A 17,470-nucleotide genomic window follows, 5' to 3' on the forward strand; every position below is an offset into this window, starting at 1 on the left:
TTGCTAGACCAATCTGTTTTGACCGGTTGTGTGGGACGTCCCATACAGACCGGTAGGCCGTCGCCAAGCGTTTGGCGCACCGTCTGTAGCGCAGGCTCGAAGAGCCGACAGCGTGAAGACAAAACAAACCCCGAGTGTGGGGCGATAGGGTTCGGCAAAAGAGGTTTCTAGATATCGCAAATAAGGTATCTTACCTTGAATACATAGGGGTAAGAAGCGAACTCGGGGAACTGAAACATCTAAGTACCCGAAGGAAAGGACATCAACCGAGACTCCGCAAGTAGTGGCGAGCGAACGCGGACCAGGCCAGTGGCAATGAGGAATAAAGCGGAACAAGTTGGAAAGCTTGGCCATAGTGGGTGACAGCCCCGTACGCGTAGAACACTCATTGTCCTAGAGTAGGGCGGGACACGTGAAATCCTGTTCGAACATGGGGAGACCACTCTCCAAGCCTAAGTACTCGTGCATGACCGATAGCGAACAAGTACCGTGAGGGAAAGGTGAAAAGCACCCCGACAAGGGGAGTGAAATAGAACCTGAAACCGGATGCCTACAAACAGTAGGAGGGCGAAAGCCTGACTGCGTACCTTTTGTATAATGGGTCAACGACTTAGTGTAACTAGCAAGCTTAAGCCGGTAGGTGTAGGCGCAGCGAAAGCGAGTGTTAATAGCGCGATTGAGTTAGTTGCATTAGACCCGAAACCGAGTGATCTAGCCATGAGCAGGTTGAAGGTTGGGTAACACCAACTGGAGGACCGAACCCGCATCTGTTGCAATAGATTGGGATGACTTGTGGTTAGGGGTGAAAGGCCAATCAAACTCGGAAATAGCTGGTTCTCCGCGAAAACTATTTAGGTAGTGCGTCGATCGAATACCTCAGGGGGTAGAGCACTGGATGGGCTATGGGGACTCACCGTCTTACTGATCCTAACCAAACTCCGAATACCTGAGAGTACTAATCGGCAGACACACGGCGGGTGCTAACGTCCGTCGTGAAGAGGGCAACAACCCTGACCTCCAGCTAAGGTCCCCAAGTCATGGCTAAGTGGGAAAGGATGTGAGGATCCCAAAACAACCAGGATGTTGGCTTAGAAGCAGCCATCATTTAAAGAAAGCGTAACAGCTCACTGGTCTAAATAAGGGTCTTTGCGCCGAAAATGTAACGGGGCTAAAGCCATGCACCGAAGCTGAGGATGTGCACGTAAGTGTACGTGGTAGCGGAGCGTTCCGTAAGCCTGTGAAGGGACAGTCGTGAGACATCCTGGAGGTATCGGAAGTGCGAATGTTGACATGAGTAACGATAAAGGGGGTGAGAGACCCCCTCGCCGAAAGACCAAGGGTTCCTGCTTAAAGTTAATCTGAGCAGGGTTAGCCGGCCCCTAAGGCGAGGCAGAAATGCGTAGTCGATGGGAACCACGTTAATATTCGTGGGCCTGGTGGTAGTGACGGATCACACAAATTGTACAGTCTTACTGGATTGATTGTGCAGTGGAGTGGTTCCAGGAAATAGCTCCACCGTATAGACCGTACCCGAAACCGACACAGGTGGTCAGGTAGAGTATACCAAGGCGCTTGAGAGAACTATGTTGAAGGAACTCGGCAAATTGCACGCGTAACTTCGGAAGAAGCGTGACCCCTTTTTACGCAAGTGGAGAGGGGTGGCACAGACCAGGGGGTAGCGACTGTTTATCAAAAACACAGGGCTCTGCGAAGTCGCAAGACGACGTATAGGGTCTGACGCCTGCCCGGTGCTGGAAGGTTAAAAGGAGAGGTGCAAGCTTTGAATTGAAGCCCCAGTAAACGGCGGCCGTAACTATAACGGTCCTAAGGTAGCGAAATTCCTTGTCGGGTAAGTTCCGACCTGCACGAATGGCGTAACGACTTCCCCGCTGTCTCCAACATAGACTCAGTGAAATTGAATTCCCCGTGAAGATGCGGGGTTCCTGCGGTCAGACGGAAAGACCCCGTGCACCTTTACTATAGCTTTACACTGGCATTCGTGTCGGCATGTGTAGGATAGGTGGTAGGCTTTGAAGCTTGGACGCCAGTTCGAGTGGAGCCATCCTTGAAATACCACCCTTATCGTCATGGATGTCTAACCGCGGTCCGTTATCCGGATCCGGGACAGTGTATGGTGGGTAGTTTGACTGGGGCGGTCGCCTCCGAAAGAGTAACGGAGGCGCGCGATGGTGGGCTCAGACCGGTCGGAAATCGGTCGTCGAGTGCAATGGCATAAGCCCGCCTGACTGCGAGACTGACAAGTCGAGCAGAGACGAAAGTCGGTCATAGTGATCCGGTGGTCCCGCGTGGAAGGGCCATCGCTCAACGGATAAAAGGTACGCCGGGGATAACAGGCTGATGACCCCCAAGAGTCCATATCGACGGGGTTGTTTGGCACCTCGATGTCGGCTCATCGCATCCTGGGGCTGGAGCAGGTCCCAAGGGTTTGGCTGTTCGCCAATTAAAGCGGTACGTGAGCTGGGTTCAGAACGTCGTGAGACAGTTCGGTCCCTATCTGCCGTGGGTGTAGGAATATTGACAGGATCTGTCCCTAGTACGAGAGGACCGGGATGGACATATCTCTGGTGGACCTGTTGTCGTGCCAACGGCATAGCAGGGTAGCTATATATGGAATGGATAACCGCTGAAGGCATCTAAGCGGGAAACCAACCTGAAAACGAGTATTCCCTATCAGAGCCGTGGAAGACGACCACGTTGATAGGACGGGTGTGGAAGCAGGGTAACCTGCGAAGCTTACCGTTACTAATAGCTCGATTGGCTTAATCGTTCTCATTGACCATGCTCATCGACTTCGTCGATGAGCCATCTGTTTAGCGCTCACGCATGAGCGGCTCGTATACGAGCCTATGCTCCGCGAGGGCGCCGAACGATCGGCGACGCGCCTTGCGCTTGCGGACTTCGTCCGAAAGTGCCAAGCAAAACGTCGCGGAATGACGTGTTCACACAATAAGAAAACGGGCAATGCCCGCCAGCTTCTCATCAACATTGCCCTTAGCTGACCTGGTGGTCATGGCGGGGCGGCCGCACCCGTTCCCATTCCGAACACGGCCGTGAAACGCCCCTGCGCCAATGGTACTTCGTCTTAAGACGCGGGAGAGTAGGTCGCTGCCAGGTCTGCTAAGCGCAATGTTCATACTCAAATCAATCATCTTCTCTCATAAACATCGGCCCCGCCGAAAACATAAAGGGTCGCTCAAGCGACCCTTATTCCGTTAACGAATAAAAATATATAACGCGGGGTGGAGCAGCCCGGTAGCTCGTCAGGCTCATAACCTGAAGGCCGCAGGTTCAAATCCTGCCCCCGCAACCAATAACTTACACAAAATATCAATACGATAAGCCCTCCCAAAAGGAGGGCTTTTGGCGTTTCTGGGCTTCAGTTGCCGCGAGTCTTCCCATGAGGTCTTCCAGGATCGCCTTTTCGTTGAGGAACTCAGGCTTCTTCTTGCCGGATGCAGAGGTGAGGATCGCGGCAAGATCGCCTCGCAGCACGATCACCAGTTGCCTACCATCGGGCACGAGATTGATGCGGCTGACCAGCGCACGGAGTTTGTTGGCCGCCAGCGCCCGCGTTTTTTCATTGCTCAACTGTTCGGGGAGAGCGGCGATCTCATCATGATAATATTTCGCCAGATTGGGATGCAGCAGGGGGGAGGTGGCTCTTCTGCACCATCGAGCAAGCCGGCAAGCTCTTTCTTCTGAATAGCCCCGAGTTTCGTAGCCCCCCGGGTTACGTTTTTTGCTGCTTTTCGAGCGCGACAGGTGACAGCATTCCGTTTCTGACGTGCTTGCGTTTTGGGTTGTGGAAAATTTCGATGTAATCGAACATGTCCATTCGAGCTTAATCGCGAGAACGGTAGACCTTGCGACGTATCCGCTCCCGCTTCAGAAGATTGAAGAGGCTCTCGGCGACAGCATTGTCATGGCAATCGCCGCGTCTGCTCATCGAGTGAACCAGATTGTGATGCTTCAGGAACGATGCCCAGTCCATGCTGGTGAATTGTGAACCCTGATCCGAGCGCACCAGAACCTTTTCCTTTGGCTTTCGTCGCCAGACAGCCATCAACGACGACAGCAAGATAGGCAAAGCCCTAGTTCGTCCGGATGTAGGTGATGTCTGTGACCCAGGCCTTGTCCGGAGCCGCCACGTCGAGTTGTCGATTCAGCGTGTTATCGATGACAATGGAAGGTCTGCCGCTATAAATTCCAGTAGGGCGCTTATAGCCGATCTGAGCCTTTATCCCGGCGGCCCGCGCAAGCCGGGCACCCGTGTTGAGGCAGCAAGTCTCGCCGTGGTCGAGCAGGCCGTCGTGAAGCTTGCGGTAGCCATAAACCTTGCCGCTTTCGTCTTAGGCTTTCCGCAGAAGACCGATTTGCCGGTCGTCTTTACAAGCCCGCTTGCTCAAGTGTGTCCGGAGCCAAGCGTAAAAGCCGCTGGGATGAATACGCAACAAGCGGCACATCGTTCGCACCGAAAACAGCTTCTGATGCTGGGCAACGAACGCGTACTTCATTTTGCATTCCTGGCGAAATACGCGGTCGCTTTTTTTATATGTCGGGCTCTTCGGTGACGCGCGCCAGTTCCTTTTTAAGCTGCCTGATCTCTTCGGCCTGGTTGCTGCCCTGGTCACCCGTCGGCGAGGAGAATTTCTTCTTCCACTCGTAGAGGGAATGTTGGCTGACACCCAGCCGCTGCGAAACCTCTGAAACGGGATAGCCTCGTTCGGTGATCTGACGCACAGCGTCGATTTTTAAACTCTTCGCTGAAATTCGATTTGCTCATGATGAGCTTCTTGCCTCAAAATTAGGAAAGAAGGTGCCTACAAATCTAAGGGCTATTCAATCCTGATCGACCCGATGATCATCCACACCATGCCACTCGAAGACATCAACAAGGGCTTCGAGCTGATGCGTGCCGTCGTAGCAATTGCTGGAGGCGAGCTATCTTTAATTTCCACTCTTGGGGTTGCGCAAAAGCAACATGTGTTTTTTGAATGTCGTTTTTGCGGCATTTGTCGTTTTTTACAATTGTTAGTTAGGCATCTGCTGCTATCTATTTTTTTTATTGATTCTTGGATTTTGGAGCAGCGAATGCGCAAGGTTTTGCCAGTTCTTTTGATTGCGATTTTGTCGAGCTGTGCAAAACCATCGGATGGACCAAGTGCTGGGGCCATCCGCTCTGCGACGTTCCCGGGCAGTTCAAGCAAGGTGCCGGTGATTGAGCTTTCCAAGGCGCCGGCTGTCACGGCTGCGGCACCGCAGTCTGGTTATTCAGCCTCCGAACCGGGTCTGTCGGTGCTTCGTGGCGCCTATAATCAACAGAGACTGCGGCCGGGCGATGTGTTTGACGTCACCTTGCTGGATACCGGCGAAGAAGGTCTTTTTTCCTCCACCCATAGTAGTACCCTTAATCTTGGCCGCTTCACTGTCGATCCGCAGGGCAGCGTCACCATGCCTTTCGTTGGCAAGCAGCGGGTGACGGATTCCACCCCGGAAGGCCTCCAAAATCGTATTGTCCAGGGCATGAAAGGCTCGGCGGTTAACCCACAGGCCGTCGTGACAGTTGTCGACAAACCGTCCAGCGCCGTTCTGGTCAGCGGTGGCGTCAAGACCCCCGGAAAAGTGGCGCTGACAGCGCGGCGTGAGCGGGTTCTGGATATCATTTCGCAGTCAGGCGGGGCGTCTGTTGCACCGCAGGCCGCCAAGGTTACCGTGGTGCGCGGTCGGGAACGCGCAACGACGACGCTGGATCGGGTGATGAGCGATGAAAAACAGAATATCGTCCTGCTGCCAGGCGACCAGGTGATCGTCGATGGTGAACCGGCCAGCTATACGGCCCTTGGTGCTTTCAAAAGCACGGGTGAATTCCAGTTCGAAACCGGCAAGCTTACCCTGGCTCAGGCGGTTGGCCGGGCTGGCGGATTGCTGGATGACCGGGCCGATGCCCGCAATGTCTACGTGTTCCGCAACCAGTTGATCCAGGTTCCGGCATCGACGGTGACGGCAAGTGGCGCCAAGGGACCGGTAGCCATGACCACCAGCAGCAAGCCGGTAATCTATCATGTGAATATGAAAGATGCCTCCAGCATCATGCTGATGCAACTGTTCCAGATGCAGAAGGGCGATGTGCTCTATGCCAGCAATTCGGGCATGGTTGATGCTGCCAAGTTGCTGACCGTTTACCAGAAAGTGCCGTCAACATCGGCGGCACCTCTCCCTGGCTCCTCCAATTGATCCTGATAAGCTGAACCTGCGGCGTGCTGGTTCTATGATTGAAGTGACTGTCAAAATTCGGGTCTTGGACATCTCAAATTCTTGATGGATTTGAGATGTCTTTAATGCTTTGATGGCGAGAAAACCTAAGCGTTGTTACGCCCTGATATCATTCCCTTGCCCCTATCTGCGACAGGTTCGCCAAGGCTTCTTTGGCGGTTTCGGGCCTGTTTCCAGGATCGATGTTACAGAGGTGATCCGCGAGCTGTGCACGATCGGCGTTCTGGCCTTGCGGCACAGTGTCGAGCATTCGCAAGAGCACGCGACCTGCACCGTAGAGATCCATCGCCGCCGATGCCTTGCTGGAAGCATTTTGTTCCGGGGCGCGATAGTCCGGGGAGCCAACCTCTGCAAGACCGAGATCGGCCCAGCTGGCACCGCATTCTATGGTCAAACCAAAGTCGGCTAATCTTGCTATCCGCCGCTGCGGATCGAGAATGATATTGCTGGGGGTAACATCACCGTGGACAAGGCCGCGGTTATGCAAAGCCTCAAGTGCGGTCAGGAGATCATGCATGATTTGCGCTACGTCGAGACCGGTTCCTCCCTCCCTCTCCAGGCTCTCCCTCAGAGAATACCCAGACCAGGGTTGGATAAGGCCTGGGCTGCCATCGGCCAGTCGCAACAGTATTGAGGTTTTGACCAGGTTGGGGTGGTCCAGGTCGAGGCCGATCCGGGCTTCACGGATCAGGAGGTCCGCCTGACTGGCTGACGGAGCCCCATCCGTGGTCAGTGTTTTCAGGATATAGACGGTTCCCAGATCCCGATGACGCAGTTTGAGAACGCGGCTATGGCTTCCCTCGTAAAGCAGGTTTTCGACGGCAAATGTTCCTGCAACGAAGGCGGGGTCCGAGGGAGCCAATGTTTCGGCCCGGCGGTCGAGGGCGTTTCTCAACTGGTCGATCAGCAGCCGCTGTTCTCCGTCATTATGAGGTGTCCCGCCACGCCCGCGCACAGCTTGCATCAGGGCGTTGAAACGGGCGGCGACGTCGCTGAAACCGTCAGGCAGAGGCATCGCTACGTGCCAGGCTAACGACGATAGCGCTCACATTTTCGCGCACATTGGCAATCAAAGCCTCCTGAACCAACCGCTCGGCGCTTTCTGTATCGGTGCATTGGTGCAGAATTTCCGCGACGGTTCGCTCCGTCAGGACCTGGATCAGCGGAAAACTGCATAACAACAGGCGGTCGCCCGGTAATATGTCGGTGGTCAGCGTTTCCGGCAAAAATTGCTGATCCAATCCTACCCCGCGCCGCAGTCGTTTTTGCAGGCCGATGGCGATATGGTCGCGGGTCAGTGGTACCATTGTGCCGTCACGCAACAGATAGGCCCTAGCATCCCCCGCCCAAACCAGCAGAAGTTGATGATTCACCAAGGCGGCAACAACAACGCTGGCGGCGGGTGCGGTTCCGTCTGTGCGTTGCGTGCGGGCCTGCAACAGGCTATTGGCCCTGCCAAGCTTGCCTTTGATTTCCTGCAATATGGTGTCCAGATCGGCGGTCTCACCGATTTCGGCCAGTTGGCCTGCAGTATAGCGTGCGGCTTCCTGCGACGCGGTGTCGTCGCCAACACCGTCGGCAATGGCGAAAATCCTTGGTTTTTCGCAGATGAATAGCCCATCCGCATTGATCGAAAATCGTGTGCCGGCATGGGTGGCATAACTATACCGTAGCCCTGCTGCTTGCGGCTCAGGTGCTTGTTGGTCTCTGGGCGGCTTATCCGGGCTTGGAGCGGTCCGTTGAGGCGCAGGTCTTGCCTCGGCTTTTATCGGGACTGGCCCTGGGGCACGGGATGAGGCAGGGGCGGTTGTGTCTTGTGGTCGGGATGTAAGGCCGGCGCTTTGCCGGAAAAGCCGCAGGAAGTCCTCGGCCTTCATCTGGCTTGAAAAGCGAAGGCCCTGCGGTTTTGAGGTCTGCGGGTCGATATACCACCAGAGCGCAGTGCCATCCTTGCTGGCGGTGGCGGTGCCCTCTTCCTCCTGGGGACGGGGCATACGCATGCGCTTCAGGGTTTCAGTGAAGCGGTTGATGTCAAATTCCCGCGTCATCGTCGATTCAGCCAGGCCTTCGGCGGCCATGAACCAAGTATGGTCCAGAAACAGCGTGCGGGGGTGATGGGTGAAGCGGTGCATCTGCGCCATGATGATCAGCGGAAAACTGCGACCAACCCGATCACGGCTGGCCAGCATGACACCCGCATGAGCCACTTGGCCCCAGACGCCTTTTTCGACGATGAACCGCCAAGGAGGGGAGGCGCTGAATAGCTCCGGCCAAGCCGAGCCGAATTCCTGTTCACAGGCGTGCAGGCCGCCACGGATCCAGCCATCGAGCGTCGCGACCATCTCCCGTTCCAGGCCATCCGAGAGGAAGTCGCCATGGCTTGGTAATTTGCCGAAAAACCCGATCCGGTCCTGATTGGCGGGCTTTTCTGTCTGGGCAGGTCGCAATGCCATGGCTTGCCTCTTCCTCAGGATGCATCCCGACAGAGTGATCCGGGGTGCCTTTGACAGGGAGGTAGGACCCGGCCATCAAGCCGGGTCCTACGATAGCGGTTCAGAACTGGGTCGGGCAGGTAAATTCGGACAGCGCCTTCAGCCTGAAGGCATTCAACACCGAACCAAACTGCACATCGAATTCCGCCACCTGGTTATCGTTGGTGAATTTCGCCCTAAACAGATCGTCGCCTTGGTTTTGGATATTTGCATCGTCAAACAGGCGGAAAGGCGACCAGTCGCCATTTTCGGTTTTGGCCTGTTGCCAGCCGCCGGGCTGGAAGGCAATCCGCGACATGCTGGCGGCATCCTTCGATGGCCAGGTTATGGTTTTCGCCTGGACCGGGCCATGGAAATATACCACCCGTTCGCCCTGGATTTCCAGCATCACCGCCGTCGAGGTCTCGCCAAGCGACACCGGCTTGACATTGATGGCAATCGCCGGTGTCTCGCTGCCATTTGGGAAGAAGGCGCGGAAGATCTGGTCGGCCCTTTCAAACTCGGCAATACCCTCGCTGGGAATGCCTGCCGCGCCGAAGGTGCCCTTCCAACCCCAGGGGGAGATCGACTGATCGACGAAGGGCTCCATCCTTTGCTTGAAGAACGTCTGGAACAGGCCCTTCGGTCCAAAAAGCCTGATGAAGTCGTTCATGGCGACATCGCGGCTGGAAGCGCGGTCGAAGGGGTAGCGGCCCGTAACGATGGAGCTGCACAGGCCCGCCCCTTCGCTCGACCACAGGTCGCCAATCCGGCTGCGGGCCGATTTGACGGCGAGTGAGCCGGTATCGGCGGCAAGTCCGGCCATCCAGCCATCCAGCGGTCCCGGTAGGCGGCGGGCATCCTGGAGCAGGTCCTGATTGGCCCGTGTCAGTTGGCTATCGACATCGAATACTTTCGCCACCTCCGCTGAGGACGTAACCGAGCGGGCCAGCTGGTCATGCAGCGCCGTGATAACTGGCAATATCGCCTCGACCTGGGAGGCGGGTTTATCCTGTTTATCTGTTGTTGCCTTGCGGCTATCGTCTGCGGCAGGCGTATCCAGCGCCTCGCGCAAGCGGCTATAGGGATCAGGGGCGGCCATGGAGGATGCTAGCATGGCAGCAACTGTGTCGCCGCTGGCGGATGACACCAGCGTGGTCATGCCCGCCGTATCGCCCTTCGGGCGCAGATCCGTCGCATCGGCTATCGATCTGGCGGCCTGGGCGACGATATTGCGGTCATTGGAAAGGATGCGTGTGGTTTCCACGGCATCGCCCAGGTTTTGCGACGGCCTGACGGCTAGATCTCCCAGCACGGACGCCCAGCGCTGTTCAAGCCGGTCATAATAGATTTGCAAGGCCGCCTGGGCCACTGACTCCAGCGTTTGCCCCCGCAATTGCGCATTGGAGCCGCGCACCCATTCTTCTTGCAGCGCTTCGCGGGCGGCGTCGGCAATATGCGGCAGGACGACGCTGCGGTAGCCGGTCGCGGTAAACAGTCCCTCGACCCCTTCCGTCAGCAGCGCGCCGGACTTACGGATGAAGGCTTTTTCACCCAGCGCGCCAAAGGCAAGCGACGGTTGCCACGGCATCAGCGCCTGCGCTTGTTTCGATCCGGCCAGAATGTCGAAAGCACGTTCGGCAACGGTTTGATTGCGGATGGTGTCGCGGGCCTTTTCGATGAGCCGTCTGTCGATTTCGACTGGCGGCAATACGCCGGCTGCCATGGCACTGGCATGCTGGATCAGCGCTTTGCGGGCCGCTGTCCGGCCTTCGCCGGGATACAAGGCGTTAAACATCTGGGTTGCCTGGGCGGAGACGAATTCCCGGTCAAGCCGCCCCAGTCCACCCAGCATTTCATAGAGTTTCAGCGCATTGAAGGTACGCGTTACATCGCTTTCACCGGTCAGGTCCTTTTGCAATTGCACCAGCATACGGGGCAACAAAAGGCTGTTCAGTGCGCGCTGATAGGCGTCGCGCTGGCGACCGGCAATCTTGTCGCGCTGGCTGAGGCCGAAACTTGCGGCCCAGACATAGCGGGTGTCAAAGCCGGTTGGAACCGCACGCAGATTGTCCAGCGCAGGCAGGACGCGCAGAAAATCGGCATCCGACACATTGCGCACCGGCACATCCTGGATCAGCTTGTCATAGGCGTTCAGATGTTCTTCGGCCTGGGCGAGAGCGGCCCGGTTCTGGAAAAACGTCATGGTCCATCCGGCAAACACAATGACCACCGCCGCCACAGCCAAACCCCAGACGGCCTGGCGCAGCAGGACTTGGCGAGAGGAAAGGCGCTTGTCGCGTGCAACCAGGGCCGCTTCGTTGAAAATCACCTCGCTGAACAGTTTCGGCAGAAAATAGCTGCGCCGCGTCCGGTTTGTCGTGGTGCGGGCCAGGGTTTCATCCGGTTGTGTCGCGGAGACGAAATAGATACCACGGATCAGCGGAGCCTCGACCAATGACGAGCCGGTGCAAAGCTCGCTGATCGCCTCACCGAGCTTCTCCTGCAAACTGGCAAGCTCGGCCGGAAAACGGAAAATCCGGCCCCGCACATCAGCACTTTGCTCCTGTTGCAGACGCTCGATCAGCATGGCATCGACACGCTGTTGCAACAGGGCGAATTCCTCGGCAAAACGCTCCGGCAATGTCTTTGCGCCGTAGCTTTCTTCCAGGCCGAAGGTCGTGCCCCAGACCTGTTCGCGGTCGCTCTTGTTGAAACTATCGTAGAATTCCACGAAACCGGTGAGAAGATCGGCCTTGGTTAGCAGGATATAGACCGGCACGCGGGCACCGAGATGGTCGTCCAGTTCGGCCAGCCGCTTGCGGATCGCACGCAGTTCTTCTCGCTGGGCTTCCGGGTCGCGGGTCAACAGGTCGCCGATGGAAAGCGTCAGCAGCGCGCCATTGACCGGCTGCGAACGGCGATAACGGCGCAACAGGCCGAGAAACCCTTCCCATCCGGCTTTCGATGATCCATCGAGGTCATCCTGGGTCGTATAGCGGCCAGCGGTGTCGATCATGATCGCCTGATCGGCGAACCACCAATTGCAATTGCGCGTGCCGCCAATGCCCTTGACGGCATCGCTGCCAAGGGCGTCGCCAAGCGGAAATTGCAGGCCAGAATTGGTCAGCGCCGTCGTTTTGCCAGAGCCGGGTGCCCCGAAAATCACATACCATGGCAGCTCATAGATATAGCCGAAGCGTTTCTTGGTAATCCGCCGCAGCAAGGCCAGCGCTTCTTTCAGCCGGTTGCTGATTTCGCTGACTTCGGCCTGCTGGTTGGCCAGCGCCTGCGCCTCGATACTGTCGACCAGTTCCTTGTCCTGGCGCTTGGCGCGGACCATGGTGACAATCATATAGGCGGTCCAGATGGCAAAGATCACCACCATGGTCCAGATGCGGGCGGAAACGCTGGCGAGTGGCTTGAAGCTGCCGAAGGCGGCCAGATAGCCGTAGAACCAGATCAGCACGCAAAGGGCGATGACCCAGATCAGCGATATAAAGCGCCGCCCCACGACACCCGCGTAGGAATCGACATAGGAGCGTATGGTGTAAAACCAGCTGAGTGGATTGATCACGGCTTGGCCCCCTGCTGCGTCTTTATACTTGTGTTCGGCACTTGATTATTGGGACCGTTGTCGATGCTTTCAACGGGCGGGGTCAGGATGCCGGCATCGGTGATTTTCTCGTCGGGATTGGTCAGAACGAGGATTTCCGTGCGCCGGTTCATTTCACGGCCCTCCGGCGTGTCGTTACCGGCAATCGGATCGCTATCGGCGCGGCCTTCGGTCAGAATGGCATCCGGTCCGGTGAAGCTGGAAAGGATTTCGCCCACCGCTTTGGCGCGGGCTTCCGACAGGTGCCAGTTGGATGGAAACTGCACGGTCTTGATCGGCACATTGTCCGTATAACCGATCACCACCGCCCTGAATTTTTCCGCCGCCAGCGCTCCGCCGATGCGTTGCAGCAGATCGCGGAACTGACCCTTCACATCGGCGCTGCCGGTGTCAAACAGGCCTGAATTGTTGATGCGAACGCGCAGCCGTCCATTGGCATCTGACAGCGATACCAGTTTCTTTTCGACTTCCGGCTGAAGGAAGGTAATGAGGTTTTTCAGACGGCTTGGCGGCGGTGGCTCCGGTGGCTTGACCGGCTGCGGTTCCGGCTCCTGCTGCGCAACGGTTGGCTGGGGCTGTGGTTCAGGTACGGGAACCGTTATCATCACACCCGGCGCCTCATGTGGTCCAAGCCCGGCCAGCCGCTCGAAAGTTCGGTCGGAGCTGTCGTTCAGGGTCAGGGTGAAAAACAGATAGCCAAGCCCAAGCGCCAGGGCCAGCAGCGACAGGACGGTCCACAGCGCCGCCATGGTGCGCAGCGGTTTGTGGCGGGCATGGACCCCCTGCCAATGGGGCGAAAGCTCCCGTTCAAACACGCCATACTGGCCAAGCAGGGTTTTGTAGAGACTGTCGCGAATGCGGGAAAGCTCAAGCGGTCCCTTGGAGGAAACGCGGGTACGGCCTTCGAACGCCAGCGACAGGGACAGGTAGATCAGCAGCAGCAGATCCTTGGCAGACCCAGGCGATTGATGGAAATGATCGAGAATATCGAACACCCGGTCGCCGCCCGTCACGTCATTGTGGAAGGTGGAGACCAAGCCCGAGCGCGCCCACCCGGCCCGCACGCCCCAGGGCGTAGACAAAACCACATCGTCGATTGTCGCGCAGACGACATAATGGGCGGCGCGCGCCCGTTCCGGGCTGATCCGGGCGCTGGCGAGATCACGCTCATAGCGGTTGACCGCATTGATGCAGACCTGGCGCAGTTCCTCGATATCCGGCTGTTCGGCGCGGTAGCGCAGCGCATGTGCAAGGTTGAGCAGCGGTGCTGCTGAGCGCACCAGCACCGGCATTTCGCTGCTGCCGAAGCGGAAATTGTCGATCAGATGCGCGACAGGCATCCGCGCCCCGCTGTCGTTGGGTGCCGGTTGCGATGTTTCGCCGTCGAGCAGGTCGGCGACCTTGCGGGCGTTGTCGTCCTGGAGGCGTTTTTCCTCCGTGACTTCCACCACGGTCGGCAGATCCTGCCAGGAAGGAGGCCGTTCGTTGCTCATTCTCTCAAGGCCCACATTTCGAGTTCAAGACCAGGGAAGTCGCCTGCCAGGTGCAGGGCAATCGCCCCGGATGTTTCAAGCTGTTTCCAGAGCGGCGTCTTGGTATCCAGCTCGAAATAGATGGTTCCGGCCCGGTAAGGCAGCTGGCGTGGCAGAACTGGCAACGGGCGCACCGGAATGCCCGGCAGCGCGACATTGACCAGTTCGGCGATCCGCTCCACCGGCCCGACCTTGATACGAGCGGGTAGGGTGCGGCGCACGTCTTCCGCCGACATGTCCGCCCGCACTGCCAGCACGAAACCAGCATCGCGCAGCAGGCTGCGGTCGTTGATCGTGCCGACCCGCACGCCGTGGCGGCGTTCCACCAGCTCGATAGCGACAGCCGATTGCGCCAGCACCGAGGACAGCGAGGTGCGCAAATCCTCGAAGACAGCGCCAAACGTCGCCTTCAGATCGTCATGGCGATAGGCCGGAAAATCCGTCGCCCGCTTGCTCTCCATGGTGAACGTTGCAAGCTCGCCGGCTAGCTGAATGCATTGCTCGTAAAACTGTATGGGATGCAGGCGTGTGGCGTTGGACAATGCATGTTTCAACAGCGGATCGGCGCGGTTGAGGATCTGCAACAGGAAATAATCACCAACTTCCGCGGTGCCGCGAATGGTCGGATCGCCGATCCGCTCGGCAATCGCTTCCGCCCGGTGCCGGACGATGCCCAGCAATTCGGTCATCAATTCATGCAGTCTTGAGGACGCCGTGCAGTTCAAGCTGGCTGGAATGAAATCCGGGTCGAGGAGAACAGCCTTGTCGGAGCGCACCTCGACCACGCGGGCAAGCCCGAGCAGTTCATAACCAGCCAGATCGTCGCCGGTCTTCAACAGCTTCAGGTTCAGCCGTCCGACATCGATGGGCGCCAGGAAATCGGTTTCCACATTGGCATCCGGCGCTTCATAGGGTGAAGCAACAAGCCGCACACTGTTGACCGCCGAGGTGCCGGTCTGGGCCATGTCAGCCTTGCCGGGCTGGCGGGCGGGAAGGGCCAGATAGATCACCGCGTTCTTGACGGATTCGTCCAGCTCAAGGGCTGCTGGCAGGTCGGTATCCTCAGGCGCATCGAAGGGTGTGCCATCCGGCAGCATGCCACGCAGGCCCGACAGGGCGAACTGGCCGATGGCAAGGGCGCTGCGGTCGAGGCCAATCTCCAGAATACCCCAGGGATAAGGCGTAAGGCTGCGCGCCACCGAGCGCACCAGACGCTCCGTCCAGCGGTCGGACTGCTGGAAATGTTGGACGCGAAGGAACATGCCTTCGGTCCAGGCAACCCGGTTTTCATGTCTCATCGGTTGTTTCTACCCCCATTACTCTGTCGGCTTGAACCGGTACGGCTGGCTCTTCGGCCTGCTCGCCCATGGCGGCGCGACGCATGAAATCCCTGAATGAAAGAATACGGCCCTCGGCCTGAAACAATTGCCGATAGGCCGCCCAGTAGTCGCGCTCGGCAAGGAAAGGCAGCCGCACCGGCGAGTTTGCGTCTACCTTGGCCTCCAGCAGGCGTGGGTCCAGCGACCGGCCTGCCGCCTGCATCATGGTTTGCAAAATCGCCGCGAAGGCCTCCTGCTGTCCGGCAAAGGCTTCAAGCCGGGCGGCAAGATCGGTGTCGTTACTGCTCGACAGGGAAGGCACGGCATCACCTGGCAGGTCGAAGGCCGCGATGCTTTCGGCCAGAGCCTCTTGGGCGCGGGAGAGCGCCGCCATCATCCGCTCCGCTTGCAGATCTGAAGCCGATGGGCTCTGTCGCGCATCCGGCTCCTGATCCTCAGGATCGGCGAACACCGCGTCAAATTCGTCCTGCGGTTTTGACCGCTCCTCTTGCGGAGGGGGCAATTCCTGCGGCGAACGGCGAACGGGGGGCGCGATGGTCACGAAGGTTTTCGGCGCGGCCAGATGTTCCATGGCGCTTCCACCGGCATCCTCATCGAACCAATTGTCCGGCAAGACGGGTTTCATGCCATCGGTCTGCGGCGGACCGCTCCAGCCGATATCGACATGACGGGTAAAGCTCTTTTCCTTGTCCGCCCGACGGTCAGATTGTGTGGCCCCTCCAGACATGCCTCGCTCTGATGGCCGGGGTTGCTTCCACGGTTCCTCCACCTGCCGGTCTCCCAGAAGGCCGCGGGCGGTGGTGCCATTCGGGGCGATATCGGCAAGGATCGAGGAAATCGTCAGCGTCTCACTGCTAACCGGCATGGTTGGATCGGGATCGACCGCCTCAGGCGTCGCCTCACCGGTAATTGAAACGGTAAACCGGTAGCCGCGCACATCGATGCTGGCGCCGTGCTTGAGCCGGATCGTATCGCCTTCCAGCAGCAGCTTGCCATCGACCAATGTGCCATTGGCGCTCTGGTCGCTCAGCACGTAACCGTCCCGGTCCCGGCTGATGGTGCAATGCAGTTTCGAGACGCGACATTCATTGTCCGTCACTTGCCAATCGCAGGCAGGGGCGCGGCCAATGGTCCGGCGACCATAGTCCAGTGTCCATGTGGTCTGGCCCTTGGTAACTGGTTTTTCGGGGCGAAGTTCCAGCTTCATGCCAGACCTCCCTGCGGCATGGCCTGATATTCGGTAACCACGGCATCGCGGCTGTCAGTGCTTGCTGGGGCCAGCCGCGCCCAGCTGTTCCAGCCGAGCCGGGCAGGCATGGTCGCAGACCCCATCTGACAAAACGGAATGTCTTCTTTTTTCAGGACGACCTGGGCATCGATATCAAAGCCGTTGCCGATAAACAGGCGGGTGAGGGCGAAGATTTCCGCAAGACGCGGCTTGCCAGGCGATAGGCTGATATAATCGTCATAGCCAACCGGACCGATGACCAGCCTCAGTGCTCCGCTCCGGTCCATGACGGATGCACCCGCCATGGCGTTGACGCCGAGTCTTGGGCCGGACCCCTTGCCCATCTGGCTCAACTCTGCCGACGGAATGGAGACCCAGCGCGGACGAAACTGCTCAATCGCCACCGCCATGCCGGTAAACTCCTCCAGCATGGCTCGAAGACTGGCGACATTGCGGGTACGGTCGGCAAAAAATCCGGAAAACCGCAGGATCACATCTTCATTGATGCCTGCCTTTTCCACCAGTCCGGCGGTGCCGAAGCCGGTCAGCGATAGCAACACCTTGCGGAAGGTGTTTTGTTCCTTGGTGGCACTCCAGCGCAGCCGCCGTGCCAGCCGGTATTTCTCGCAGGCCGCCACAAACAGTTCCGAAAACCGGATGGCAAACAGGTTGAGAAAGCTGATCAAGGCGCGGGAACGCCGACGCTCTTCGCGCAGCAGCAATTCGTTATATTCCGGCGGCAGCGCGCCAAGCGGCCCGACCAGCGGCGCAAAAGCCGATTTGACGACATTGCCCTGCAACTTGCGGCGAAAACCGCTGACGGCAAGAGGGGCTGGCTGAATGCCGGAATGGGCCCCGACCTCCAGCTCCGTTCCCGATGACAGGTGCTGTGCCACCCGAAATGCCGTGGTCGATTCAAAATGGCCGGGGTCCTGCTCCAGCAGGCGGGCCAGCTTATCCTCATTGGGTTTGATCTGGATATTCATCGC

Annotated in this window: 9 protein-coding genes, 1 tRNA gene, 2 rRNA genes and 1 pseudogene (1 of these 13 running past the window's edge); 4 read left to right on the forward strand and 9 right to left on the reverse strand. The window is 58.1% G+C overall.

Annotation, left to right across the window (positions count from 1 at the left end):
• From AVI_RS21765 to AVI_RS21775, 3 genes are all read left to right on the forward strand, one after another.
• A 23S ribosomal RNA gene (locus AVI_RS21765) occupies positions 1-2,788 on the forward strand (it extends 155 nt beyond the left edge of the window).
• A gap of 232 nt (positions 2,789-3,020) precedes the next feature.
• A 5S ribosomal RNA gene (rrf, locus tag AVI_RS21770) occupies positions 3,021-3,135 on the forward strand.
• A 119-nt stretch (positions 3,136-3,254) separates the two neighbouring features.
• Positions 3,255-3,331, forward strand: a tRNA-Met gene (locus AVI_RS21775).
• 17 nt (positions 3,332-3,348) lie between these two features.
• Here the strand turns inward: AVI_RS21775 and AVI_RS21780 are convergent.
• On the reverse strand, positions 3,349-3,609 hold the full coding sequence (locus AVI_RS21780) for a hypothetical protein (protein WP_041698648.1): 261 nt from the start codon (positions 3,607-3,609) through the stop codon (positions 3,349-3,351).
• Between the two features lie 142 nt (positions 3,610-3,751).
• Positions 3,752-4,804, reverse strand: a pseudogene (locus AVI_RS21785) (IS3 family transposase).
• A 308-nt stretch (positions 4,805-5,112) separates the two neighbouring features.
• Between AVI_RS21785 and AVI_RS21795 the strand changes: the two are divergent.
• Complete coding sequence (locus tag AVI_RS21795; RefSeq protein ID WP_012654292.1) at positions 5,113-6,255, forward strand: polysaccharide biosynthesis/export family protein; 1,143 nt, start codon at positions 5,113-5,115, stop codon at positions 6,253-6,255.
• Between the two features lie 148 nt (positions 6,256-6,403).
• Here the strand turns inward: AVI_RS21795 and AVI_RS21800 are convergent, their stop codons facing one another.
• The 7 genes from AVI_RS21800 to tssG form a co-directional block, all read right to left on the reverse strand.
• The gene (locus AVI_RS21800) at positions 6,404-7,309 is read right to left on the reverse strand and encodes a protein kinase domain-containing protein (protein ID WP_012654293.1); all 906 of its coding nucleotides are present in this window, start codon (positions 7,307-7,309) and stop codon (positions 6,404-6,406) included.
• Entirely contained in the window at positions 7,296-8,747 is a 1,452-nt protein-coding gene (gene tagF, locus AVI_RS21805; RefSeq protein WP_012654294.1) for a type VI secretion system-associated protein TagF, read from the reverse strand. Before tagF ends, AVI_RS21800 begins: the two co-directional genes overlap by 14 nt.
• Positions 8,748-8,847: 100 nt before the next feature.
• Entirely contained in the window at positions 8,848-12,339 is a 3,492-nt protein-coding gene (tssM, locus tag AVI_RS21810; protein ID WP_041699021.1) for a type VI secretion system membrane subunit TssM, read from the reverse strand.
• Positions 12,339-13,874: a type VI secretion system protein TssL, long form gene (gene tssL, locus AVI_RS21815; protein ID WP_012654296.1), complete on the reverse strand. Its 1,536-nt coding sequence runs from the start codon at positions 13,872-13,874 to the stop codon at positions 12,339-12,341. Before tssL ends, tssM begins: the two co-directional genes overlap by 1 nt.
• On the reverse strand, positions 13,871-15,211 hold the full coding sequence (tssK, locus tag AVI_RS21820) for a type VI secretion system baseplate subunit TssK (protein ID WP_012654297.1): 1,341 nt from the start codon (positions 15,209-15,211) through the stop codon (positions 13,871-13,873). The genes tssL and tssK overlap by 4 nt, the downstream gene beginning before the upstream one ends.
• Complete coding sequence (locus AVI_RS21825; protein WP_012654298.1) at positions 15,201-16,460, reverse strand: FHA domain-containing protein; 1,260 nt, start codon at positions 16,458-16,460, stop codon at positions 15,201-15,203. Before AVI_RS21825 ends, tssK begins: the two co-directional genes overlap by 11 nt.
• On the reverse strand, positions 16,457-17,467 hold the full coding sequence (tssG, locus tag AVI_RS21830) for a type VI secretion system baseplate subunit TssG (RefSeq protein ID WP_012654299.1): 1,011 nt from the start codon (positions 17,465-17,467) through the stop codon (positions 16,457-16,459). Before tssG ends, AVI_RS21825 begins: the two co-directional genes overlap by 4 nt.
• Positions 17,468-17,470 lie beyond the last annotated feature (3 nt).

This window comes from Allorhizobium ampelinum S4, from assembly GCF_000016285.1.
Classification (GTDB): Bacteria; Pseudomonadota; Alphaproteobacteria; order Rhizobiales; family Rhizobiaceae; genus Allorhizobium; species Allorhizobium ampelinum.

What these genes read in the sequence shown, in the direction of transcription:
- AVI_RS21795 (WP_012654292.1), top strand. Translation starts at nt 5,113, where the DNA reads ATGCGCAAGGTTTTGCCAGTTCTTTTGATTGCGATTTTGTCGAGCTGT.
- AVI_RS21800 (WP_012654293.1), bottom strand. Translation starts at nt 7,309, where the DNA reads ATGCCTCTGCCTGACGGTTTCAGCGACGTCGCCGCCCGTTTCAACGCC.
- tagF (WP_012654294.1), bottom strand. Translation starts at nt 8,747, where the DNA reads ATGGCATTGCGACCTGCCCAGACAGAAAAGCCCGCCAATCAGGACCGG.
- tssL (WP_012654296.1), bottom strand. Translation starts at nt 13,874, where the DNA reads ATGAGCAACGAACGGCCTCCTTCCTGGCAGGATCTGCCGACCGTGGTG.
- tssK (WP_012654297.1), bottom strand. Translation starts at nt 15,211, where the DNA reads ATGAGACATGAAAACCGGGTTGCCTGGACCGAAGGCATGTTCCTTCGC.
- AVI_RS21825 (WP_012654298.1), bottom strand. Translation starts at nt 16,460, where the DNA reads ATGAAGCTGGAACTTCGCCCCGAAAAACCAGTTACCAAGGGCCAGACC.
- tssG (WP_012654299.1), bottom strand. Translation starts at nt 17,467, where the DNA reads ATGAATATCCAGATCAAACCCAATGAGGATAAGCTGGCCCGCCTGCTG.